Origin of the sequence: Rothia sp. CCM 9419 (assembly GCF_048512815.1) — a bacterium.
Classification (GTDB): domain Bacteria; phylum Actinomycetota; class Actinomycetes; order Actinomycetales; family Micrococcaceae; genus Rothia.
Window position 1 is genome coordinate 155,979 of sequence record NZ_JBLXXY010000004.1, and the last position, 18,273, is coordinate 174,251.

The window sequence follows — 18,273 nt, forward strand, 5'->3', positions numbered from 1 at the left end:
GCCCGGCACATCTGTTATTGTCTTGAACCTTGTTGAAAGGACAGCTAACTGTGAAAGCCCGTATCGGATGGCTCACCGGAAGTAGCCTCATCGTATGTGTGATGGCGCTGCCGATTCTTGGTGTGCTCATGGGGCTTTTCTCACCTGTTAACGATACTTGGCGGCATATTCAACAGTATCTACTGGCTGATTACCTTATCGAAACTGCTCTTTTAACTATCAGCAGTGTTTTATGTGGGATTATTTTAGCTAGTGCTTTGGCGTGGTTTGTGACAGCCTACCAATTCCCTGGGCGTAAGTTCTTATCGGTAGCGTTGGTGATGCCGTTAGCTATCCCGCCTTATATTGGGGGGTACACTTATGTATCGCTGACGGGGTACACCGGTCCGATACATGTCTTCTTCCGAGAACATTTAGGGTGGACTCCTCCACCAGGGTTTTTGGATATCCAAAATATCTATGGCGCAATTTTTGTTTTTACACTTTTTCTGTACCCATACATTTATTTGGTGGTCAGAAGTTTTCTTGACCGTCAAGCCGGTCAGTTACTCGAAGCGTCTCGTATGTTGGGTGCTTCAAGAACTTACACGTATTTTCGGGTCATTTTGCCGTTGACTCGTAACGCTGTTGTTGCTGGTGCGACGCTGATGGCGTTTGAAGTGCTGAGCGATTATGGTGTGGTGTCTCATTTTGGGTTGAATGTTTTTACGACCGCAATTTTTAAGGCTTGGCTTGGTTTTAACGATGTTGCTTCGGGTCTTAAACTTGCTGCTATTCTTCTGATTGTGGTGACCTCTGTGAGCATGGGGGAGAAGGCTCTTCGTGGGCGGCGTTCTTATGCGTATGCTTCTGCTCAGGTCACACCTATTCAGGCTGTTGCTCTTGACGGGTGGCGCAAAATTATTGTTCCTGCACTGTGTTGGGGAACTTTCATTGTTGCCTTAGTGATTCCTGTTGGGCAGATGGTGTATTGGGCTGTTTTATCGTGGGATAATATTCGTCGTAGCGGAATTGTCGAAGCTTTTAGCGCCACCTTGAGTGTTGCTTTTGTGGGTGCACTGCTGACCACCTTGTGCGCGGTGATTGTGGCTGAACATCAACGTATATGGCCTACACGGTTTTCAAAGTTGATGGCTCGCATTACTGTCGTTGGGTATTCTATTCCTTCAACGGTTATCGCCTTATCTGTTTTGTCTCTTATTTTTTGGGTCGCAAATGCGTGGGGGCTTCCTCTGACGTTAAGCCCAGCAATGATTGTGTTAGCTTATCTGATTCGCTATCTTGCGGTGTCGATGCAACCGATAGAATCTGGTTTTGAACGTATTGGTACACGTTTTACTGAAGCGTCTCGATGTTTGGGGCACGGGCCAACCAAAACATTAGTTCGTGTTGATCTTCCGATGATGAAAACTGCGTTATATGGTGCTTTTCTTTTAGCGTTTATTGACATGGTTAAAGAGCTTCCTATTGTGTTAATTCTTCGACCGTATAATTTTTCGACGCTCTCAACGACGGTGTTTCAATATGCTAATGATGAGCAGATTCCAGAATCAGCGTTGGCAAGTCTTCTCATTATTGGTTTGGCGTTTATACCTGTTCTTTTACTGGTGGCACGTGGCTCATCTACGGACAAGAAAGATAAGACTTTACGATGACAACCATCAAACTCACTAATATTGTTTTTTCGTACCCTGGTTCGCGTATCCGTCAGCTAGATGGTTTTAGTGTAGAGATTCCTTCTGGTGAGTGTACTGCTCTTTTGGGTCCTAGTGGCTGTGCGAAAACAACGGTGTTGCGTCTGATTGCAGGACTTGAAAAACCAGATTCTGGGGTTATCAGAATGGGGGATAGGGTGCTTTCTGATACGAGGTGTTTTGTGGAGGCTGAGCATCGTAATATTGGCATGATTTTTCAGGATTATGCGTTGTTTCCTCATATGACGGTTGAGAAAAATATTGCTTATGGTTTGATAGGTGTCCCTCGTTCAGTACGTAAAGAGCGTGTTGATGAGGTGCTGCAGTTAGTTGGTATGGGTGGCTACCAGAATCGTTATCCTTATCAGTTATCTGGCGGGCAGCAGCAACGTGTTGCTGTAGCTAGAGCATTAGCACCGAAACCTGAGGTGCTTTTGTTGGATGAGCCGTTTTCTCATCTAGATACTCATTTGAGGCAGAACGTGAGAGAAGAGATTAAATCGCTTTTGCAGGCTGCGAAAGTGACTTCGGTGTTGGTAACTCATGATCATGACGATGCTGAAACGTTAGCTGACAATATTGTTCAGATGAAAACAGTGCGATAGCTTTTAGTCGTTGGGGTATTGCTGACGCGCTGTGGGTGAGTATACGTCGTATACCTTCTGCTTCCCTGTGTAGTATTTAGTAAAACACTGAAAATTTTATAACTTATGTTAGGCTTGCCTAAGTTCTGTAAAATGAGTTGAGAAGAGCCTTTCATGCTTTCTGTTTTAGACTTTTTAGTCCATGAGAACTTGGTGATTATAGGCTTCGCCGTCATCGTTCCCTTGGTCTTTATATTGCGTCGTTCTATTCGTTCTCACGCAGTTTTGTATTATCTGGGAATCACCGTCATCACCTTTATTGTTTCGGGTCTGTGGATTCACTGGGCACTAACCGATAGCTACCCTGTAGATGAATGGTGGTGGCCTTTTATGAGTCAGATGAAGCGTGGCTCGGTTGGCTTCGTATTCTTCACTATTGTGATGTTCCAAGGTGTTATCAAACCATGGAATAAGGCAACGAGAGAGCTATATGCTATCCGTGGCGAACTTTCTATCTTTGCGTGCATCACCTCGTTCTGCCATCTTCTGCTCTATGGTTTGAGCTGGCTCATCGACCACGGCGAAGCAGAAGTTCCTTATGACATTCTTTTCTGGACATCACTCCTGTTGCTTATTGTTGGACTGCCGCTGTTTATTACGTCCTTCAAAAAGATTCGTTTCTCTATGAAGGCTGCGAACTGGCAGAAGCTCCATAAAGCATCGTATTTCTTCTACTTCTTGCTGTATGCAAACGTGATTTTTGTGTTTATTCGACGATTCCTTGTGTTCTCTGACCGGTTGCATGAACCCGAGAACCTGCCGTGGTTGATTGATACGTATGTTTCTCTTGTTATTTATAGTGCGCTGTTTGTAGCGTATACGGTGCTACGTATTCGTACGGACAGGAATAAGCGCGAGCGTGCTCGTGTACGTGAGCTTAAACGTAAAGCACACGAAGAAGGCCGTTCTCTAGAATCTATTGATTAATCTTTGTTTCTCTATACGCCGAGACTTTATCTGTAGGGGGAGCGCAAGCTTCAAGGAGTTTGCGCGCCCTCTACCTGTATCAACGAAGATGAAGAATTTATGGGATAATGGGGCGAACACAGATTAACGAATGACAGGAGACAGTCATGTCCGCCGTACCCGCATGCCCAGAATGCACCGAAGAATATAGCTACGAGCAAGGCACCCTATGGGTCTGCCCCATGTGTGGACACGAGTGGTCTGCCGAAGAAAACGCCGAAGAGAGCACCGAACAGGCTGCTAAAATTCTTGACGCTGTTGGTAACGAACTTTCAGATGGCGACGCTGTGACCATTGTTAAAGGTCTCAAAGTCAAAGGTGGTGCCGATATTAAAAGCGGCACGAAAGTCAAGAGCATTCGTCTTCTTGAAAGCCCCGTGAACGGTCACGATATCGAAGCAAAAGTTCCAGGCGCAGGGCAGATGTACCTCAAATCTCAGTTCGTCAAAAAATCAAACTAGAATTTTTCTAGAACTCCGATAAAAATGACGGTAGTAAAGCACCCCGTATAAAGAGGGGCGCTTTACTACCGTCATCTTTATATCTTCAGTGTTTAAGGAATACAGTTCTCATGAAAACGGCGGTAGAGGGCAACCCCTAGCCACGGTGTCAAAAGAGCCAATACAAAAACGATTCCCATCGTATTAAACGTGCTTACTGTGGCATGAGCTTCGGTCGTCTGCTGTACAACACTTTCATTGAGAGCTTGCACGATAGAATAATCTACTGTCTGGGCAGTTACTTCAGCTGCTTGAGATGGTGTCAAAAATGTTGCGAACAATGTTAGGAAAAGAATAATAATCCCTAACGTCCTTTTCTGAGCGTTCATCATATTCCCCTAAAAATATGGATGAGTATTCTGTTATATTCCCTAATATCTAGAATAAAAGAAAAAATCCTCAAACGGAATACTCATGCTCAAATGAGGTGCGTAGAGTTACTTCTTGACGGTAGCTCATGAACGGTATAATAAGCGGTGCTAAAGAAGATTTTAATCGACAGAAAAACACTATGCTTGCTCAATTCATGACCATCTTTATGGCATTTTTTGCCATCATGAACCCACTGTCAAATTTGCCAGTGTTCATTAGCCTCGTTCAAGGAGACGACACTAAAACACGTAATTCGGTGGCGGCCCGTTCACTACTTTTTGCTTTCTCTATTGTCGTGGTGTTTTCACTTTCTGGAAAGCTCATCTTTGAAGAATTCGGTATCGGGTTGCCCGCTCTACGGATTGTCGGAGGCATACTCGTCTTCTTGATTGGTTACCACATGCTACAAGGGAACCATTCTTCTTTTGCTCACCCAAGTCAATCTGATCAGGAAGCGAGCAAAGAGCAGATGCTATCAGTGGCAATATCGCCTCTTGGTATGCCGTTACTTGCTGGACCGGGAACTATTGCCACTGCAATGAACTATTCTGCTCAAGGAAATTCAACTGATATCCCCATCACCTTGGCTGCCTTTGGGCTCTTGTGCGTGGTGACGTATCTTTGCTTCCGCTACGGTAGCGGTATCGTAAAATTCTTAGGTCAAAATGGTCTGAATATTATGACCCGTTTAATGGGGCTTCTATTAGGTGTTATCGGAATGCAGATGCTCATTGCCGGCATGCTCGGCGCTTTCCCAGGGCTTGCGCACTAACCTCAACACCTTCTACCAACAGGATTCTCTGGGGCGGCAACCTTCTTTACAAGGTTGCCGCCCCAGAGCCTTTACCCCTATGACAGCTCAGCGCCTACCTCACCTTTAGGGTACTCGATGTGTCCACTCAGTCGTGCCGTACTTTTCATCAACAAGTTTTTGGGCTTGTTCACGTTCTTGGGCCGTGAGCTCACCCATTGTTGCCCCATAGCGAGAAGCGAACACCGCTTTCATGGTCTGAATAATTTCTTCACGAGTAGCACCCGTCTGCCGGCGTAGTGGGTCTACACGTTTCTTTGCCGAACGTACACCCTTATCAGAGATTTTTGCCTTACCAATACGCAAAACTTCAAGCATTTTATCGGCGTCAATATCGTAGCTCATCGTGACATGATGCAGGATAATGCCGTGGCTTCGCTTCTGGGCTGCACCACCAATCTTTCCGGCATCAGAGGTGATGTCATTAATAGGCTGATACCAAGCATTCACCCCGTGCTCCGCTAACGCCTGAAGCACCCACTGATCAAGAAACTCATACGACTCTTCATAAGAAAGACCTGCTACAAGAGATTCTGGTGCATAGATGGAATAGGTGATGCAGTTTCCACCTTCCATAAACATGGCACCGCCACCGGTTGCACGACGTACTACCTGCACATGATGTTCTTTGATACCTTCGGGGTGCAACTCATTCTGATATGACTGGAATGCACCAATGACGGTTGCGCAATCATCCCAATGCCAAAAACGTAGGGTCGGTTTGCGTCGCCCCTGTCGAACTTCTTCGAGAAGATACTCGTCTAAAGCAACGTTAAGCGGAGTGGGGAGAACACCTGGGTCAATTATTTCCCACTCAAAGTCAGAAAAGATTTTTGCTTCAGCTAATGCTCGACGCACCGCAAAGGCAATATCGTAACAGCTCACTCCATGCATCTGAGCGTTTGGATACCCTTCAAGTGCTGTCTCAAGACAACCGCTAATTTCTTCCACGCTTGCTCGTACCGGTATCCCTACAAGTGCAGGGGAAACAGCGAGGAATGCCTCATCAGGTTCGATAAAGAAATCACCTGATATCTGTGCTTTGGTCACTTCTGCGCCGTCAGTGCAAAGGTCTGCAACAACAAGTTTTCCGCCGGGGACTTTATGTTCGTAGTGATAAGTTTTGCTCATACTTCTAGCTTAGAGAGCTTTGAGTCTCTTAGGTAGACCTAAGTTCATTTAAGACGTACTCCTCTAGATAAGCTATACAACTCTTATCGGTTTCTGGCAAGAAGAACAACATCCGTTAGAGGTACACCTCTGCAGAAAAATATGACGCTTTGAGAGATACTTTAGCCATTTTCCTTGCCGTTTATCAGGTACGTGATAAAGAATAGAACCATGGCAGAAACAAAACTAAAAGGTAATACCGTCCACACCGTTGGTGAACTTCCCGCAGTTGGCGCACAAGCACCAGCATTCTCCGTTGTCGGGGCAGATCTCTCTGAGATTACTAGTGCAGACTTCGAAGGTAAGAACATCGTTCTTAATATCTTCCCGTCTGTTGATACTGGTGTATGCGCTCAGTCTGTACGCACCTTCAACAAAGAAGTTGCCTCCTTAGAAAACACCGTTGTAATCTGCGTTTCTAAAGACCTTCCCTTCGCACTAGGTCGCTTCTGCGGTGCAGAAGGCATCGAAAACGTGGTAGTAACTTCAGATTTCCGTTCCACTTTTGGGCAAGATTACGGTGTCCTTCTTGAAAACGGCCCGCTTGCTGGTCTACTAGCTCGTTCCGTCGTTGTCCTCGACCCTCAAGGCGTTGTTCTTCACTCACAACTCGTTGAAGAAATCCACGACGAACCAAACTATGAAGCAGCGCTCGCTGTCCTCAAAGCATAAGAAAATATTCCCTCACCTATAATGCTCGTAGGGTGGTTGTGCAAATCATCTGCACAACCACCCTACGACGTTAACGTCTTAACTCCTTGAATCTTTTAGACGAAAACAAGATTTGCCAGAAGGACACACACGACCGTTCCGCTGACCATTGACGCCACCATGTTACGGGTGCTCACATGAACAATAATTGTGACAACAGCTCCTAAAAGATACGGGAGAAAACTCTCAGAAGAAGAATAGTCAATATGGTAGAGCGCGTAGACGGCTAATAAAATCATCGCTCCTGAAGGTATCCAACGACTGAGATGGTCAATAAGAGGTGAATCTTTAAGCGCATTTTTAATGGCGAAGGGAACTGCCCGTAATACAAAAGTTACTGCGCTAGCTACTAAAACGGCCAGTAGCATATATTCAACGCTAGGCATGATGGTGAGCCTTCTTCTCTGCAAATTCGAGAGCAAAATATCGCAAAATCAGTAAGAGAACATACAACAAAAGAGCAGCTGTGAGCATCGAAGTCGGGAAGAAAACAATCGCTACTAAAGCAGAGAACAATGCGAGGACTGCGCATACCCGATCGTGTGTTGCTCGATAAGAATCTATTGCAAGAATGATAAAAAGTGCTGTCATCACAAAATCAACACCTTTAATGTGGGAGAGGAAACTCGCCCCGATAACAGCGCCCATAGCGCTGCCTGCCGTCCAACACACATGAAGCATTGCTTGCATCCATAAAATGCTAGATGAACGTAGCTTTGTTGCATCTTTTCCTGCGGTCAGAGCGAATATTTCGTCGGTTAGAGCATATATCGAATATGTTTTTGCGAGTTTTCCTTTGACCTGATGTAGAGGAAAAGATAGACCATAGATAAGATGCCGTGCGTTGACAAGAAAAGTATTGGTGGCAATAGAAAGTAGCGGTGCGTGCGAGGCAATCATTCCTACTAACAAGAATTCAACAGAGCCTGCAAAAACACAGAAAGAAATCACCGGAGCAAGCCACCATGGAAGATGTAAAGAGGTGAGGAGAATTCCTAACCCCATGCCCATAATAACGAATCCTCCCCAGATGATTCCGGTGAGTCTGAACGCTTCTTGAAAGCTAGTTTCGTGGGGGAATGTCTGCTGATAAGCTCCGTGAATAGGAGGTGTCTCATCTTCTGCAGGCTGAGATGACGTAGTGTTATCGGGCATATAGATATTCTAGAGAGGTTCTACCGAAACTGGAATAGAATGCTACCAGCTAATGTTGTATTTGACAGGAGATCCTAGTCTGTATGTTTTCCCCAGTGAGGAGATAAAAATGAGTGAACCAGAAAATACTAAAACCAATACTCCTGCCCGTGAACAGGACCCAAACTATCGTGCTGTTCAGGTTGAACGCTTAGGGGTTTCTCACTACCGTGCAATCAATGCGCAGGGTGCAACTCTTGAGTTCGGACGAGGAGAGGGGCTGCTTAGCCCCGTGGACTTGCTATTAGCTGCTATTGCTGGGTGCGCGTCCATTGATGTTGATGTGGTGACTTCTCGACACACTGAACCAGAGGTTTTTAAGGTGACTCCTTCTGCAATGCGTGTTGAAGAGAACGGTGCTGTTCGTCTTGAGGACGTTCAGGTAGCTTTTGATCTTGCTTTTCCTGAAGACCAAGGTGGCAAGAAAGCTGCTTCCTTGGTTGAGCGGCTTTTGCAGTTATCTCATGAGAAAGATTGCACGGTCTCTCGTACTGTTCAGCACGAGACTTCAGTAAAGTTTGTGCGTAAAGATACTCAAAAATAAGTAGAGCTATCAGCTTTTAACATATGGGGTGAAGAACCGGCAGTGTGTTGCACATTGCCGGTTCTTTTCTGTGGTGTGTGAAAGCTTTTTTATGGTTTTCTATGGGTTTCGTGCTGAGGATTACGCAAATATACCCCTGTTTTTAAAGACCATAACTGGTAATCTGAAAAATAACTTAAGGTACATAAGATTTTCTTATGTACCTTTGATGCACATTTCCCCTCACAACGTTAAAGGCAAAACTATGTCCGAAACCAAACACGAGTTGCCCACCTCAGAAAAGCAACTCAAACGCGGCCTACAAAGCCGCCACATGCAAATGATCGCCATCGGCGGCGCCATCGGAACCGGACTATTCGTAGCCTCCGGCGAAACCATCGCCACAGCAGGTCCCGGCGGTGCTATCGTCGCCTACTCACTTATCGGACTCATGGTATTGCTCCTCATGCAATCCCTCGGCGAAATGTCCGCACACCTACCAGTACCAGGCTCCTTCCAGACCTACGCCGCACGCTTCGTCTCACCCTCCTTCGGGTTCGCCATGGGCTGGAACTATTGGTTCAACTGGGCCATCACCGTCGCCGCAGAACTCGTCGCAGCCGGTATCGTCATGAACTTCTGGCTACCAGGAGTACCGGGATGGGTTTGGGCAGCAACCTTCCTCATCCTACTGACCGCCCTTAACGCACTTTCCTCCAGAGCTTACGGAGAAGGGGAATTCTGGTTAGCAACCATCAAAGTTATTACCGTCATCGTCTTCCTCATTGCCGGCGTTGCCATGATTTTTGGAATTATCGGAGGAACTTCCCCAGGATTCCATAACTGGACAAACGGAGAAGCTCCCTTCGTCGGCGGATGGCTCTCCATCATCTCCATCTTCATGGTTGCAGGATTCTCCTTCCAAGGCACCGAGATGGTTGGCGTCGCAGCAGGAGAAGCAGAGAACCCCAGCCGAGACGTCCCCAAAGCCATTAAATCTGTTTTTTGGCGTATCATGCTGTTCTATATCGGCGCGATTATCGTCATTGGCTTCCTCATCTCCTACACCGACCCAAACCTCCTACGTACTGACGCAACAGACATCGCATACTCACCATTCACTCTTGTCTTTGAACGTACCGGCATTGCCTTTGCGGCAGGACTCATGAACGCTGTAATCCTCACCGCGGTTCTCTCCGCCGGCAACTCAGGACTCTACGTCTCCTCACGCATGCTCTACGCACTTGCCATCGAGAAAAAAGCCCCTCAAATCTTCGCAAAGGTCAACAGCCGTGGCGTACCAATGCCCGCTTTGCTAGCCACCGCCGCCGTTGGAATCTTCGGTTTTCTCACCGCTATTATCGGTGAAGGCTCCGCCTACACCTGGCTTATTAACATCTCAGGCCTTTCCGGATTCATTTGCTGGGTCGGTATCGCTATCAGCCACTACCGTTTCCGCCGTGCCTACATTGCACAAGGAAAAGACCTCGCCGATCTTCCCTACACCGCTCCGCTATTCCCTCTAGGTCCTATCGTCGCTTTCGTTATGTGCGTTATCGTTATCCTCGGACAAAACTACCAAGCAGTATTCAACGGACAGCTCCTTGAAGTAACCAGCGCATATATCGGTTTGCCAATCTTTATTGCCGTCTGGCTCATCCACAAAATGGTCACTAAATCTACCATGATTCCGCTAGAAGATGTCGACGTATCCGGCCTACGCGTAGACAAAAGAAAACACTAATACCCTCTAAAATAGAGAAAAGTCCTGGACAGCATTTGCTGACCAGGACTTTTCTATTATCTCAAACTAGCTCTCTGAAGATGCTGTTGTGATAGAACCCGTACGCGGGTGGAACTTCTCAATAAAAGACTTATAACCAGCTTCTGCAAGAGTAGAACCTGCACCGTCATAAAGATTCACCACAGTATCAGCACCCAACTCTTTAAGCTCTTTAATCTCATCAGCATATTGAGACACCGCCACAAAAGCACAATGAGAGTGAGCCTCAATCGCATGACGCATCGCGTCAACGTTCGTACCATGAACCGGCATCGCAAGAATCACAAGATGTACCTGTGGGTTGTCCGTAACGCGCTCCCAAAACTTCTCATCGGTTGCATCAGCCTCAATCACGTTATAGCCCTGCTCTGCAAGGGCGCTCACACGAGGCTCCGAGGTATCAACCCCAGCAACTGGCAATTGATAGTTCTGAACTAAATCATCGTAGGTCGCACGACCAATCTTGCCCATACCAAAAATAACAGCTTGAACATCACCCAACTCAACGGGGCGTTCTTCAGGGTGGCGTCGATGAACAGGCACCGGCGGAACCAACGCCGCAAGACGAGACGGCAACGAAGAACCACGCATATTTAATATGGTTCCGAGAACAAAACTCAACGATACTGCTAATGAGAAAGTAATAGTCCACGATGGGTCAAGTAAACCAGCGCTGGTACTCATCGCAATCACAATAATGCAGAACTCACTAAAATTAGTCAGCGTCAATGAGGTTAATACTGACGTACGTGGAGAAAGACCCGCCCACCGCAAAATTGCTGTATATGCCACAGTGTTGATAGGGAGCAAGAACAACAGCAAGAACGCAAATAATGACTGGCTCAACGACGGTACACCGGCAAGTCCGGTGGAGACAAAGAAACCAACAAGCATAAGCTCTTTCAACGAGAACAGAATACGTGAAAGCTCATTAGACTTCGGATGAGAAGCAATCAGCATCCCCATCACAAGAGCACCTAAATCACCTTTGACACCAACCACGTCAAAAAGCCAATAACCTGGAACAAACGCCAGAACAATGCCATACAGAACGAGCAACTCACCATGCCCCATCTGCGCAAGACCTTTTTTGAAAAGCCACGAAGCAGGAACTAAGAAAACTAGTCCTAAAGCCCACCACGTCGGTGAATGCTCACCAGAAACAGCCACAAATAACACGGCAAAAAGATCCTGAACAACGAGGATACCTAATGCCGTGCGCCCATATAAAGAACGCGTTTCAGAACGTTCCTCAAGAGTCTTTGCCACAAGCACTGTAGAGCTAAAAGAGAGCGCAAAACCTAAAATAGCTGCTTGCTCTAGAGGGATAACTTCATGAACACCTAAGCCCAAAGCAGTCAGAAAAAGAATGAAAGATGCCCCACACACCGTGGTAATGACAAGATGAACAGCACTAGTGAGCCAAACTTCAGTTCTAAAAAGTAAACGAGGGTCTAACTTCAAACCAATGGTGAAGAGCATAAGAGTCACACCCAAATCACCAAGTTTCGAGATAGCCTCTACTGGTTCGTACCCTAGAATGTTCAGAATAATTCCGCTCAATAAAAAACCGAGCATCGGGGGAAGTCTTAGGAATTTAGCTCCTACTCCACAAAGGACAGGAAGAACAAGGTAGGGAACAAAATCGCTCATGGGCGGCTCCTTATATTAGGGGTTAGAGTGCGTATTGAATAGGTAACTTTCCGTCCTCAACTGCGCTGTGCAAACGGTGAAAATCTTGGGTGCAAATTTGTGCATAGGCGTGGGCAAAACGCCCCATATGCACATCAAATATTTTATCGGCCTCACAATATACCGCGATATCGTCAATATGACGTGACTGCGCATGCGCTCGCGCCAGAAGCGATGCGCACACTTTCGCTGTCTGTTTAAGACCTTCAGCGTCTAATGCAGAAATATTGATAGAACCTTTCATATCTCTGAACTGACGCACATAATAATCGGTGGTTGTTCCTTGTCGAGTCGGAACATCAGTAATCCACCCGAGGAATGCATCTGATTGTGATTGCATCACTCTCTGTCCGGCGACAACGCGGAAGCCGTTACCCATGGGGCGGTCAGGAAAGCCAAGAGATTCTGAGGTCTGCTCAATTTTTCCGTACGTGTGCAACACCGTATCTTGTGCTTCTTTAACTTGGATGAAGAGGGGATTACCAAGCTGGTCTTGAAGAAGTGTAATAAAGCAACGCGTTCCGACAGAACCAACCCCTACAACACGAAGAACATGATCTTTCATGCGGAAGTTTCTGAGCAGATAACGGATATCTGGGCGAGCAGAATAAAGGTACTGTTGCCATAATTCGCCCATGGCCTCAAGACTCATCTCATCGGTGTGTAAGGTGAGTGGTGGCTGATCAACAATGCGGATATTGCCGTGGTCATCTGTGACAGTGAATTTATGAAGTGCCTGCTCTGAATTACGGTTACGTGCTTTGCGCTCAAATTTATTAAAGATTGGTTGATATTCTTCTTTAATCAGTTCTTCAAGATTATCGGTGTTAACACGCTCATAGTATCGGTCTAATGCGCTTTGCTGATTCATCCGCAAAATGGTTCGTCGATAATATTTAGAAGTTTTTTCAGCGAGAGTTGTTGCTGTCTGCTCGTTTTCGCCGTTGTCTATAGCTGCTAGGTACACCGATGTTGCTAATCTTTTGAGGTCCCATTCGAAGGGGCCTCGACCTGCTTCATCAAAATCGTTGAGGTCAAAGAGCAAATTACGTTCGGGAGAAGCGAAATACCCGAAATTTCCAATATGTGCGTCTCCACAGATTAAGGGGAAAACCCCCGAATTGGGACGGGTCGCTAAATCTGCTGCCATAGGTCCCGCGGTGCCGCGATAATACGCAAAAGGAGACTCCGACATACGCCCGATACGTACCGGAACAAGCTCCGTTAAACGAGACTTATTCTGCTCCATAATAATGTCTAGAGGGTCAGTCTCTCTAACAGGGGGCGCCAATAACGCTTCAACGTCGCTAGTAGAAATCATCTGAACACCTCTAGTCTGTTCTTTTAGCTCGGGATTACGGACAGCTCACATATAAGTATAGTTGCCCTCTGCTCATCTTGGTGTGGTGTCGTAGGTGCTTGCTGTGTAGTATCCGGCGAAGAACAGCATTGAGCTTATATACCAACGGTCTAAGAGACTGGGGCTTTGATGTGTTCAAATACCCGTTAGAATAAGTGAGGCATAATTCTAAAAGAACGAGAGATGAGATGGCAAAGCTATATTTTCGCTACGGTGCAATGAACTCTGGAAAATCTACTGCACTATTGCAAGCTGCCTATAACTACGAAGAACGAGGACAGAAAGTTCTCCTAGCCAAACCACAAGTTGATACTAAAGGCGACCAAAAAATTCTCTCTCGTTTAGGTGTTAGCCGTGAAGTAGATTTTCTTATCGGAATGGAAGCAAACGTACGAGAACTCTTTACTCAAGCATGTTTAAAAACAGCAGATAACGGAGTGTCGCTTCCTATCTCTTGTCTCTTAGTAGACGAAGCGCAATTTCTGACCAGTGCACAAGTTGACGATTTAATGCGAATTGCCGTACTCGATGATATTCCGGTCATGTGCTACGGAATCCGTACAGACTTTCAAACAAAAGCATTTTCTGGCTCAGCACGATTATTAGAAATAGCGCATACCCTTGAAGAGCTTAAAACTATTTGTCGTTGCGGACGCAAAGCACTCTTCAACGGCCGTACCGTTGATGGAAAGTTTATTTTTTCTGGATCTCAAGTCGCTATTGATGGTGTGCACGTCGGGTATGAATCCTTATGTGCAAAATGCTATTTAGAAGAATCCCAGAACGTTTTATTGCCAGAATAAAGAAGAAACCGTTGCTACCTCGCATATATGGTGGTAGCAACGGTTTCTTGTATCAACAAGGAGCTTTTACATCAGGGTCTCAAGAACCTGATTGAACGTCGTCGAAGGACGCATGATAGTCTCTGCCTGCGACGAACGTGGACGATAATACCCACCTAGCTCAACAGAATGACCTTGTACTTGGAGAAGTTCCTCAACAATGGTGCCTTCATGCTGTTCTAGTTGTTGAGCAACAGGGGCAAAAATTTCTGCCAGCTGTGTATTCTGCTGTTGCTGGGCAAGTTCTTGAGCCCAGAACAACGCCAGATAGAAGTGAGAACCACGGTTATCAAGTTCTCCTACACGACGTGATGGAGACTTATTCTCGGTCAGGAACGTTCCTGTTGCACGATCCAAAGTATCGGCAAGCACCTGAGCTTGAGCATTACCGGTTGTTTTTGCCAGATGTTCTAAAGATGCTGCCAACGCCAAGAACTCACCGAGAGAATCCCACCGTAGATGGTTCTCTTCTATGACCTGCTGAACATGCTTGGGAGCGGAACCACCGGCGCCTGTCTCAAAGAGCCCACCGCCATTAATGAGTGGGACGATGGAGAGCATTTTTGCGCTGGTACCTAGCTCAAGGATAGGGAAGAGGTCCGTTAAATAGTCACGTAGAACGTTTCCTGTGACGGATATGGTGTCTTTCCCTTGACGAATACGATCCAGAGAAAATTGTGTTGCCTCTTGAGGAGACAGAATGTGAATCTCAAGACCTTCAGTATCGTGCTCTTTGAGATAGTGACGTACTTTTTGGGCTAGTGCACGGTCATGGGCGCGAGAATCGTCGAGCCAGAATACTGCGGGGGTTTGAGATTCACGGGCACGAGTAACTGCTAACTTGACCCAGTCTTGAACAGGGATGTCTTTGGTTTGGCATCCGCGCCAAATATCGCCAGCTTGAACATGGTGTTCCATGAGTGTTTCGCCCGCAGAATTGACGATACGTACAGTACCTTCTGACTCAATTTCAAAGGTTTTATCGTGTGAACCGTATTCTTCGGCTTTTTGCGCCATGAGCCCAACGTTAGGTACGGTTCCCATCGTGGTGGGGTCAAGGGCGCCGTTTTTCGTGCAATCATCGATAACGACTTGATATACACCCGCGTAAGAAGAATCTGGTAGAACAGCAAGAGTGTCTTGCTCTTCTCCTCTAGCGTTCCACATATGACCAGAGGAGCGAATCATTGCAGGCATTGAAGCGTCAACAATAACGTCTGAAGGAACGTGAAGGTTGGTAATTCCTCGATCAGAATTGACCATCGCTAGGTCGGGGCCTTCAGCCAATCGGCGAGTAATCATGCGCATGATGTCTTCGCGTGTTTGTTCAGGTAACTGGTCGAGACCGTCAAGAATAGCGCCTAAACCATTATTTCCGTTGAGCCCAAGACGTTTAAGTTCTTCTCCATGCTTTTCAAAAAGTTCCGCGAAGAATGCTCGAACAACGTACCCGAAAATAATGGGGTCGGAGACTTTCATCATCGTAGCTTTAAGGTGGACGGAGAAGAGTACGTGATCTTTCTTTGCCTGTTCAATACTTTCTGCAAGGAACGTTTGAAGTGCTGCGACATCCATATACGTTCCATCGATAATTTCTCCTGCTCGCACGGGAAGGGATTCTTTGAGAACAGTCACTTGACCTTCGGTATCGACGTGTTCGATACGCAGTGTGTCTTCTGCTTCCATCACGATAGACTGCTCATGGTCTCGGAAATCTCCAGCGCTCATTGTGGCAACTGAAGTTGCTGAATCTTGAGACCATGCTCCCATACGATGCGGATTTTTTCGTGCATAGTTTTTGACCGATAGTGGTGCGCGGCGGTCAGAGTTTCCTTCACGGAGAACAGGGTTTACTGCTGATCCTTTGACCTTGTCATACCGTGCTCGTCTGTCGGCGTCTTCTGGGGTCTGTACTTCTTCGGGATAATCGGGAATATCGTATCCCTGAGATTGAAGCTCTTGGATAGCTGCTTTGAGCTGAGGCAATGATGCTGAGATGTTAGGGAGCTTGATGATATTTGCTTCAGGGGTTTGTGCGAGTTCACCTAACTCGGTGAGCGCATCATCGACGTGTTGTTCTGGGGTGAGCCGTTCTGGGAATTGAGCAAGAATACGCCCTGCGAGCGAGATGTCTCGCGTTTCGATGTTGATACCTGCTTGACGAGTATAGGCTTCAACAATGGGTTTGAAGGAGTAGGTCGCTAGAAGCGGTGCTTCGTCGGTGTGGGTGTAGATAATTTTGGACATGGGTTTCGTCTCCCGTGTGTGTTGTATACGGTTGTGCTGTATACAACAATACTCTAATGTGTCCTCTAGCACAGAGAACTAAGCGTGTATATGACTTTATCTCTTGAGAAAAAGCCATATCAGCTACCCAATCGTTACGAGGTATGCTAAGACTTATGACTTTTCCTCCACCCATTTACGTGAGTGCCGTCATCTTGATGAACCAGAACGGCGAAGTGTTAACAGTCCGCAAAAACGGAACCACCGGTTTTATGCTCCCTGGAGGAAAACCTGAACCTCACGAGAGCCCGGAACAAACCGCTTGTCGAGAAGTCTTTGAAGAATTAGGCGTCAAATGTACCGAAAATGAGCTGACATATTTTGGAGTATTTGAGTCAGCTGCTTTGAACGAGCCGAATCGCACTGTAAAAGCGGAGGTTTTTCGATATACGCCGAACGTTTCAAATATCGTAGAGCTATCTTTTTCGTTGACCGCAGAAATTGTCGAAACTCGATGGGTGAACCCTACAGATACACGCTTAGAACATCAAGCCCCTCTAAATACTGGTCATATCTTTCCGGCTTTGGTTGTTCAAGGGCTATGCTCTGTTGTTGAAAAAACGTCTGAGTAGAGAAAGTGTTGGCATAATGTGGATGATCAACCAAGCTGGTGCACAATAAATCATCAGCATATAGAGCACCCGAAAAAATGAGCCAACAACGTCTGCCATCACTTGTGTATGCATCCACGCAGTGAGTGTAAAAATTCCTAGGGTAGTGCAACAAAACCACGCCATGCCCCAAACAAATTCAGTAGTGCTTGCTTGCCCTTCTCGGAGGGTGAAGAAACGATAGAATCGTGCGATTGCTTCTACTGCGGAACAATGAGCTAAGGGCTGAGCGGGGGTTCGTCGTTCACTATGCTGTTCTTCTTCATACGCATTGCCATCAAGTAAGAGCGCTTCAGGGGTATCTTGATTGGGTGTTTGATGATGGATGAGGCGATGGTCTGTAGAGGAAGAATCATGTTTGCGCATATAGATAGTCTAGAGGATATAGTCTTTGAGGAAATCCTTGCTAAGGGGAGAAAACCGTGAAAATACTTCTAACATATTTTGGGGCGTTTCCTGGAGTCCCTGTGAACCCTACGCAACAAGTTGCTCAGGCTCTTCAGCAACGCTATAAGTATCGCCCCTCCATTGAGTCGATAGAGTATGTGATTCGCGAATTACCGGTCAGTTTTGCGAGAAGTTCTCAAGAATTAGTGCGGATTCTTCGTCAGGAGCACCCCGATATAGCCATCAGTTTAGGGGTGGCTGTCGGTCGTTCTCGTATCAGCATTGAACACGTAGCCATTAATTATGATGAAGCGCGTATTCCCGATAACGACGGCGAACAACGCAGGCACCAACTTATTCATGCTGAGGGGGAGACCGCCTACTTTGCACGACTTCCAATACCTTTTTTGAGTGCAAGAATGCAAGAACTCTCGTTGCCTGTTGAAGTATCGTATAGTGCCGGCACATACGTGTGTAACCACGTGATGTACGAACTATTGCATCATTATGCCCATACGCCAGATATTTATGCTGGGTTTATCCATATACCAGCATTGGCTGTTGCAGAATCTCAGAATTTTAGTGCTTCAGCAGATGCTGGGGGAGTAGAAGGAACGATTCCTACCCTTGAGGAGTCTACGGTGGTAGACACTCTTGATGTGATAGTCAGTGAACTAGTTCAGCACCGAGAAACGACGCTATAAGACCGTTGCTCTTGAGGAGCATC

The 18,273-nt window shown here is 46.5% G+C and carries 19 protein-coding genes; 11 read left to right on the top strand and 8 right to left on the bottom strand.

Features of this window, described 5'->3' with window-relative positions:
• Positions 1 to 50: 50 nt before the first annotated feature.
• From ACN08W_RS05375 to ACN08W_RS05390, 4 genes are all read left to right on the top strand, one after another.
• Complete coding sequence (locus ACN08W_RS05375) at positions 51 to 1,655, top strand: ABC transporter permease (RefSeq protein ID WP_419108971.1); 1,605 nt, start codon at positions 51 to 53, stop codon at positions 1,653 to 1,655.
• On the top strand, positions 1,652 to 2,299 hold the full coding sequence (locus tag ACN08W_RS05380; RefSeq protein ID WP_419108972.1) for an ABC transporter ATP-binding protein: 648 nt from the start codon (positions 1,652 to 1,654) through the stop codon (positions 2,297 to 2,299). The genes ACN08W_RS05375 and ACN08W_RS05380 overlap by 4 nt, the downstream gene beginning before the upstream one ends.
• 153 nt (positions 2,300 to 2,452) lie before the next feature.
• Positions 2,453 to 3,265, top strand: a complete 813-nt coding sequence (locus tag ACN08W_RS05385; RefSeq protein WP_419108973.1) for a hypothetical protein — start codon at positions 2,453 to 2,455, stop codon at positions 3,263 to 3,265.
• Positions 3,266 to 3,411: 146 nt separating this feature from the next.
• Positions 3,412 to 3,765: a zinc ribbon domain-containing protein YjdM gene (locus ACN08W_RS05390; protein WP_419108974.1), complete on the top strand. Its 354-nt coding sequence runs from the start codon at positions 3,412 to 3,414 to the stop codon at positions 3,763 to 3,765.
• 92 nt (positions 3,766 to 3,857) lie between these two features.
• Here the strand turns inward: ACN08W_RS05390 and ACN08W_RS05395 are convergent, their stop codons facing one another.
• On the bottom strand, positions 3,858 to 4,133 hold the full coding sequence (locus tag ACN08W_RS05395) for a hypothetical protein (protein ID WP_419108975.1): 276 nt from the start codon (positions 4,131 to 4,133) through the stop codon (positions 3,858 to 3,860).
• Positions 4,134 to 4,315: 182 nt separating this feature from the next.
• Between ACN08W_RS05395 and ACN08W_RS05400 the strand changes: the two genes are divergently transcribed.
• Positions 4,316 to 4,948 (top strand): MarC family protein, encoded by a 633-nt coding sequence (locus ACN08W_RS05400; protein WP_419107018.1) that lies wholly within the window; start codon positions 4,316 to 4,318, stop codon positions 4,946 to 4,948.
• 105 nt (positions 4,949 to 5,053) lie between these two features.
• Here ACN08W_RS05400 and ACN08W_RS05405 read toward each other — a convergent pair whose 3' ends face one another.
• Complete coding sequence (locus ACN08W_RS05405) at positions 5,054 to 6,118, bottom strand: lipoate--protein ligase family protein (protein ID WP_419108976.1); 1,065 nt, start codon at positions 6,116 to 6,118, stop codon at positions 5,054 to 5,056.
• A gap of 210 nt (positions 6,119 to 6,328) precedes the next feature.
• Between ACN08W_RS05405 and tpx the strand changes: the two genes are divergently transcribed.
• Positions 6,329 to 6,829: a thiol peroxidase gene (gene tpx, locus ACN08W_RS05410; protein WP_419108977.1), complete on the top strand. Its 501-nt coding sequence runs from the start codon at positions 6,329 to 6,331 to the stop codon at positions 6,827 to 6,829.
• Between the two features lie 95 nt (positions 6,830 to 6,924).
• On the opposite strand, the gene ACN08W_RS05415 is transcribed toward tpx, so the two are convergent.
• Complete coding sequence (locus ACN08W_RS05415) at positions 6,925 to 7,254, bottom strand: branched-chain amino acid transporter permease (protein WP_419102843.1); 330 nt, start codon at positions 7,252 to 7,254, stop codon at positions 6,925 to 6,927.
• Positions 7,247 to 8,023 carry an AzlC family ABC transporter permease gene (locus ACN08W_RS05420; RefSeq protein ID WP_419108978.1) on the bottom strand — a complete coding sequence of 259 codons (777 nt, stop codon included), beginning with the start codon at positions 8,021 to 8,023 and terminating at the stop codon, positions 7,247 to 7,249. Before ACN08W_RS05420 ends, ACN08W_RS05415 begins: the two co-directional genes overlap by 8 nt.
• 109 nt (positions 8,024 to 8,132) lie before the next feature.
• Between ACN08W_RS05420 and ACN08W_RS05425 the strand changes: the two genes are divergently transcribed.
• Positions 8,133 to 8,606: an OsmC family protein gene (locus tag ACN08W_RS05425; protein ID WP_419108979.1), complete on the top strand. Its 474-nt coding sequence runs from the start codon at positions 8,133 to 8,135 to the stop codon at positions 8,604 to 8,606.
• 244 nt (positions 8,607 to 8,850) lie between these two features.
• Positions 8,851 to 10,329 carry an amino acid permease gene (locus ACN08W_RS05430; protein WP_419102840.1) on the top strand — a complete coding sequence of 493 codons (1,479 nt, stop codon included), beginning with the start codon at positions 8,851 to 8,853 and terminating at the stop codon, positions 10,327 to 10,329.
• Between the two features lie 66 nt (positions 10,330 to 10,395).
• Here ACN08W_RS05430 and ACN08W_RS05435 read toward each other — a convergent pair whose 3' ends face one another.
• On the bottom strand, positions 10,396 to 12,021 hold the full coding sequence (locus tag ACN08W_RS05435) for a cation:proton antiporter (RefSeq protein ID WP_419108980.1): 1,626 nt from the start codon (positions 12,019 to 12,021) through the stop codon (positions 10,396 to 10,398).
• A gap of 22 nt (positions 12,022 to 12,043) precedes the next feature.
• Positions 12,044 to 13,381 (bottom strand): DUF2252 domain-containing protein, encoded by a 1,338-nt coding sequence (locus ACN08W_RS05440; RefSeq protein ID WP_419107012.1) that lies wholly within the window; start codon positions 13,379 to 13,381, stop codon positions 12,044 to 12,046.
• 227 nt (positions 13,382 to 13,608) lie between these two features.
• Here ACN08W_RS05440 and ACN08W_RS05445 point away from each other — a divergent pair, with 227 nt between their 5' ends.
• Positions 13,609 to 14,223, top strand: a complete 615-nt coding sequence (locus tag ACN08W_RS05445; protein WP_419107011.1) for a thymidine kinase — start codon at positions 13,609 to 13,611, stop codon at positions 14,221 to 14,223.
• Between the two features lie 66 nt (positions 14,224 to 14,289).
• Here ACN08W_RS05445 and ACN08W_RS05450 read toward each other — a convergent pair whose 3' ends face one another.
• Positions 14,290 to 16,509, bottom strand: coding sequence for an NADP-dependent isocitrate dehydrogenase (locus ACN08W_RS05450; protein ID WP_419108981.1), 2,220 nt, complete (start codon positions 16,507 to 16,509; stop codon positions 14,290 to 14,292).
• Between the two features lie 155 nt (positions 16,510 to 16,664).
• On the opposite strand from ACN08W_RS05450, the gene ACN08W_RS05455 reads away from it, so the two are divergent.
• Entirely contained in the window at positions 16,665 to 17,120 is a 456-nt protein-coding gene (locus ACN08W_RS05455) for an NUDIX hydrolase (protein ID WP_419108982.1), read from the top strand.
• On the opposite strand, the gene ACN08W_RS05460 is transcribed toward ACN08W_RS05455, so the two are convergent.
• On the bottom strand, positions 17,088 to 17,525 hold the full coding sequence (locus ACN08W_RS05460) for a hypothetical protein (protein WP_419108983.1): 438 nt from the start codon (positions 17,523 to 17,525) through the stop codon (positions 17,088 to 17,090). The genes ACN08W_RS05455 and ACN08W_RS05460 overlap by 33 nt on opposite strands.
• Before the next feature lie 56 nt (positions 17,526 to 17,581).
• Between ACN08W_RS05460 and ACN08W_RS05465 the strand changes: the two genes are divergently transcribed.
• Positions 17,582 to 18,250, top strand: coding sequence for a pyroglutamyl-peptidase I (locus ACN08W_RS05465; RefSeq protein WP_419108984.1), 669 nt, complete (start codon positions 17,582 to 17,584; stop codon positions 18,248 to 18,250).
• The last annotated feature ends 23 nt before the right edge of the window (positions 18,251 to 18,273 follow it).

Excerpts from the sequence above, each read along its gene's own strand:
- ACN08W_RS05420 (WP_419108978.1), bottom strand. The coding sequence starts at position 8,023 with ATGCCCGATAACACTACGTCATCTCAGCCTGCAGAAGATGAGACACCT.
- ACN08W_RS05400 (WP_419107018.1), top strand. The coding sequence starts at position 4,316 with ATGCTTGCTCAATTCATGACCATCTTTATGGCATTTTTTGCCATCATG.
- ACN08W_RS05455 (WP_419108982.1), top strand. The coding sequence starts at position 16,665 with ATGACTTTTCCTCCACCCATTTACGTGAGTGCCGTCATCTTGATGAAC.
- ACN08W_RS05395 (WP_419108975.1), bottom strand. The coding sequence starts at position 4,133 with ATGAACGCTCAGAAAAGGACGTTAGGGATTATTATTCTTTTCCTAACA.
- ACN08W_RS05435 (WP_419108980.1), bottom strand. The coding sequence starts at position 12,021 with ATGAGCGATTTTGTTCCCTACCTTGTTCTTCCTGTCCTTTGTGGAGTA.
- ACN08W_RS05385 (WP_419108973.1), top strand. The coding sequence starts at position 2,453 with ATGCTTTCTGTTTTAGACTTTTTAGTCCATGAGAACTTGGTGATTATA.
- ACN08W_RS05445 (WP_419107011.1), top strand. The coding sequence starts at position 13,609 with ATGGCAAAGCTATATTTTCGCTACGGTGCAATGAACTCTGGAAAATCT.
- ACN08W_RS05415 (WP_419102843.1), bottom strand. The coding sequence starts at position 7,254 with ATGCCTAGCGTTGAATATATGCTACTGGCCGTTTTAGTAGCTAGCGCA.
- ACN08W_RS05430 (WP_419102840.1), top strand. The coding sequence starts at position 8,851 with ATGTCCGAAACCAAACACGAGTTGCCCACCTCAGAAAAGCAACTCAAA.
- ACN08W_RS05405 (WP_419108976.1), bottom strand. The coding sequence starts at position 6,118 with ATGAGCAAAACTTATCACTACGAACATAAAGTCCCCGGCGGAAAACTT.
- ACN08W_RS05390 (WP_419108974.1), top strand. The coding sequence starts at position 3,412 with ATGTCCGCCGTACCCGCATGCCCAGAATGCACCGAAGAATATAGCTAC.
- ACN08W_RS05440 (WP_419107012.1), bottom strand. The coding sequence starts at position 13,381 with ATGATTTCTACTAGCGACGTTGAAGCGTTATTGGCGCCCCCTGTTAGA.
- ACN08W_RS05425 (WP_419108979.1), top strand. The coding sequence starts at position 8,133 with ATGAGTGAACCAGAAAATACTAAAACCAATACTCCTGCCCGTGAACAG.
- ACN08W_RS05380 (WP_419108972.1), top strand. The coding sequence starts at position 1,652 with ATGACAACCATCAAACTCACTAATATTGTTTTTTCGTACCCTGGTTCG.
- ACN08W_RS05460 (WP_419108983.1), bottom strand. The coding sequence starts at position 17,525 with ATGCGCAAACATGATTCTTCCTCTACAGACCATCGCCTCATCCATCAT.
- ACN08W_RS05450 (WP_419108981.1), bottom strand. The coding sequence starts at position 16,509 with ATGTCCAAAATTATCTACACCCACACCGACGAAGCACCGCTTCTAGCG.
- tpx (WP_419108977.1), top strand. The coding sequence starts at position 6,329 with ATGGCAGAAACAAAACTAAAAGGTAATACCGTCCACACCGTTGGTGAA.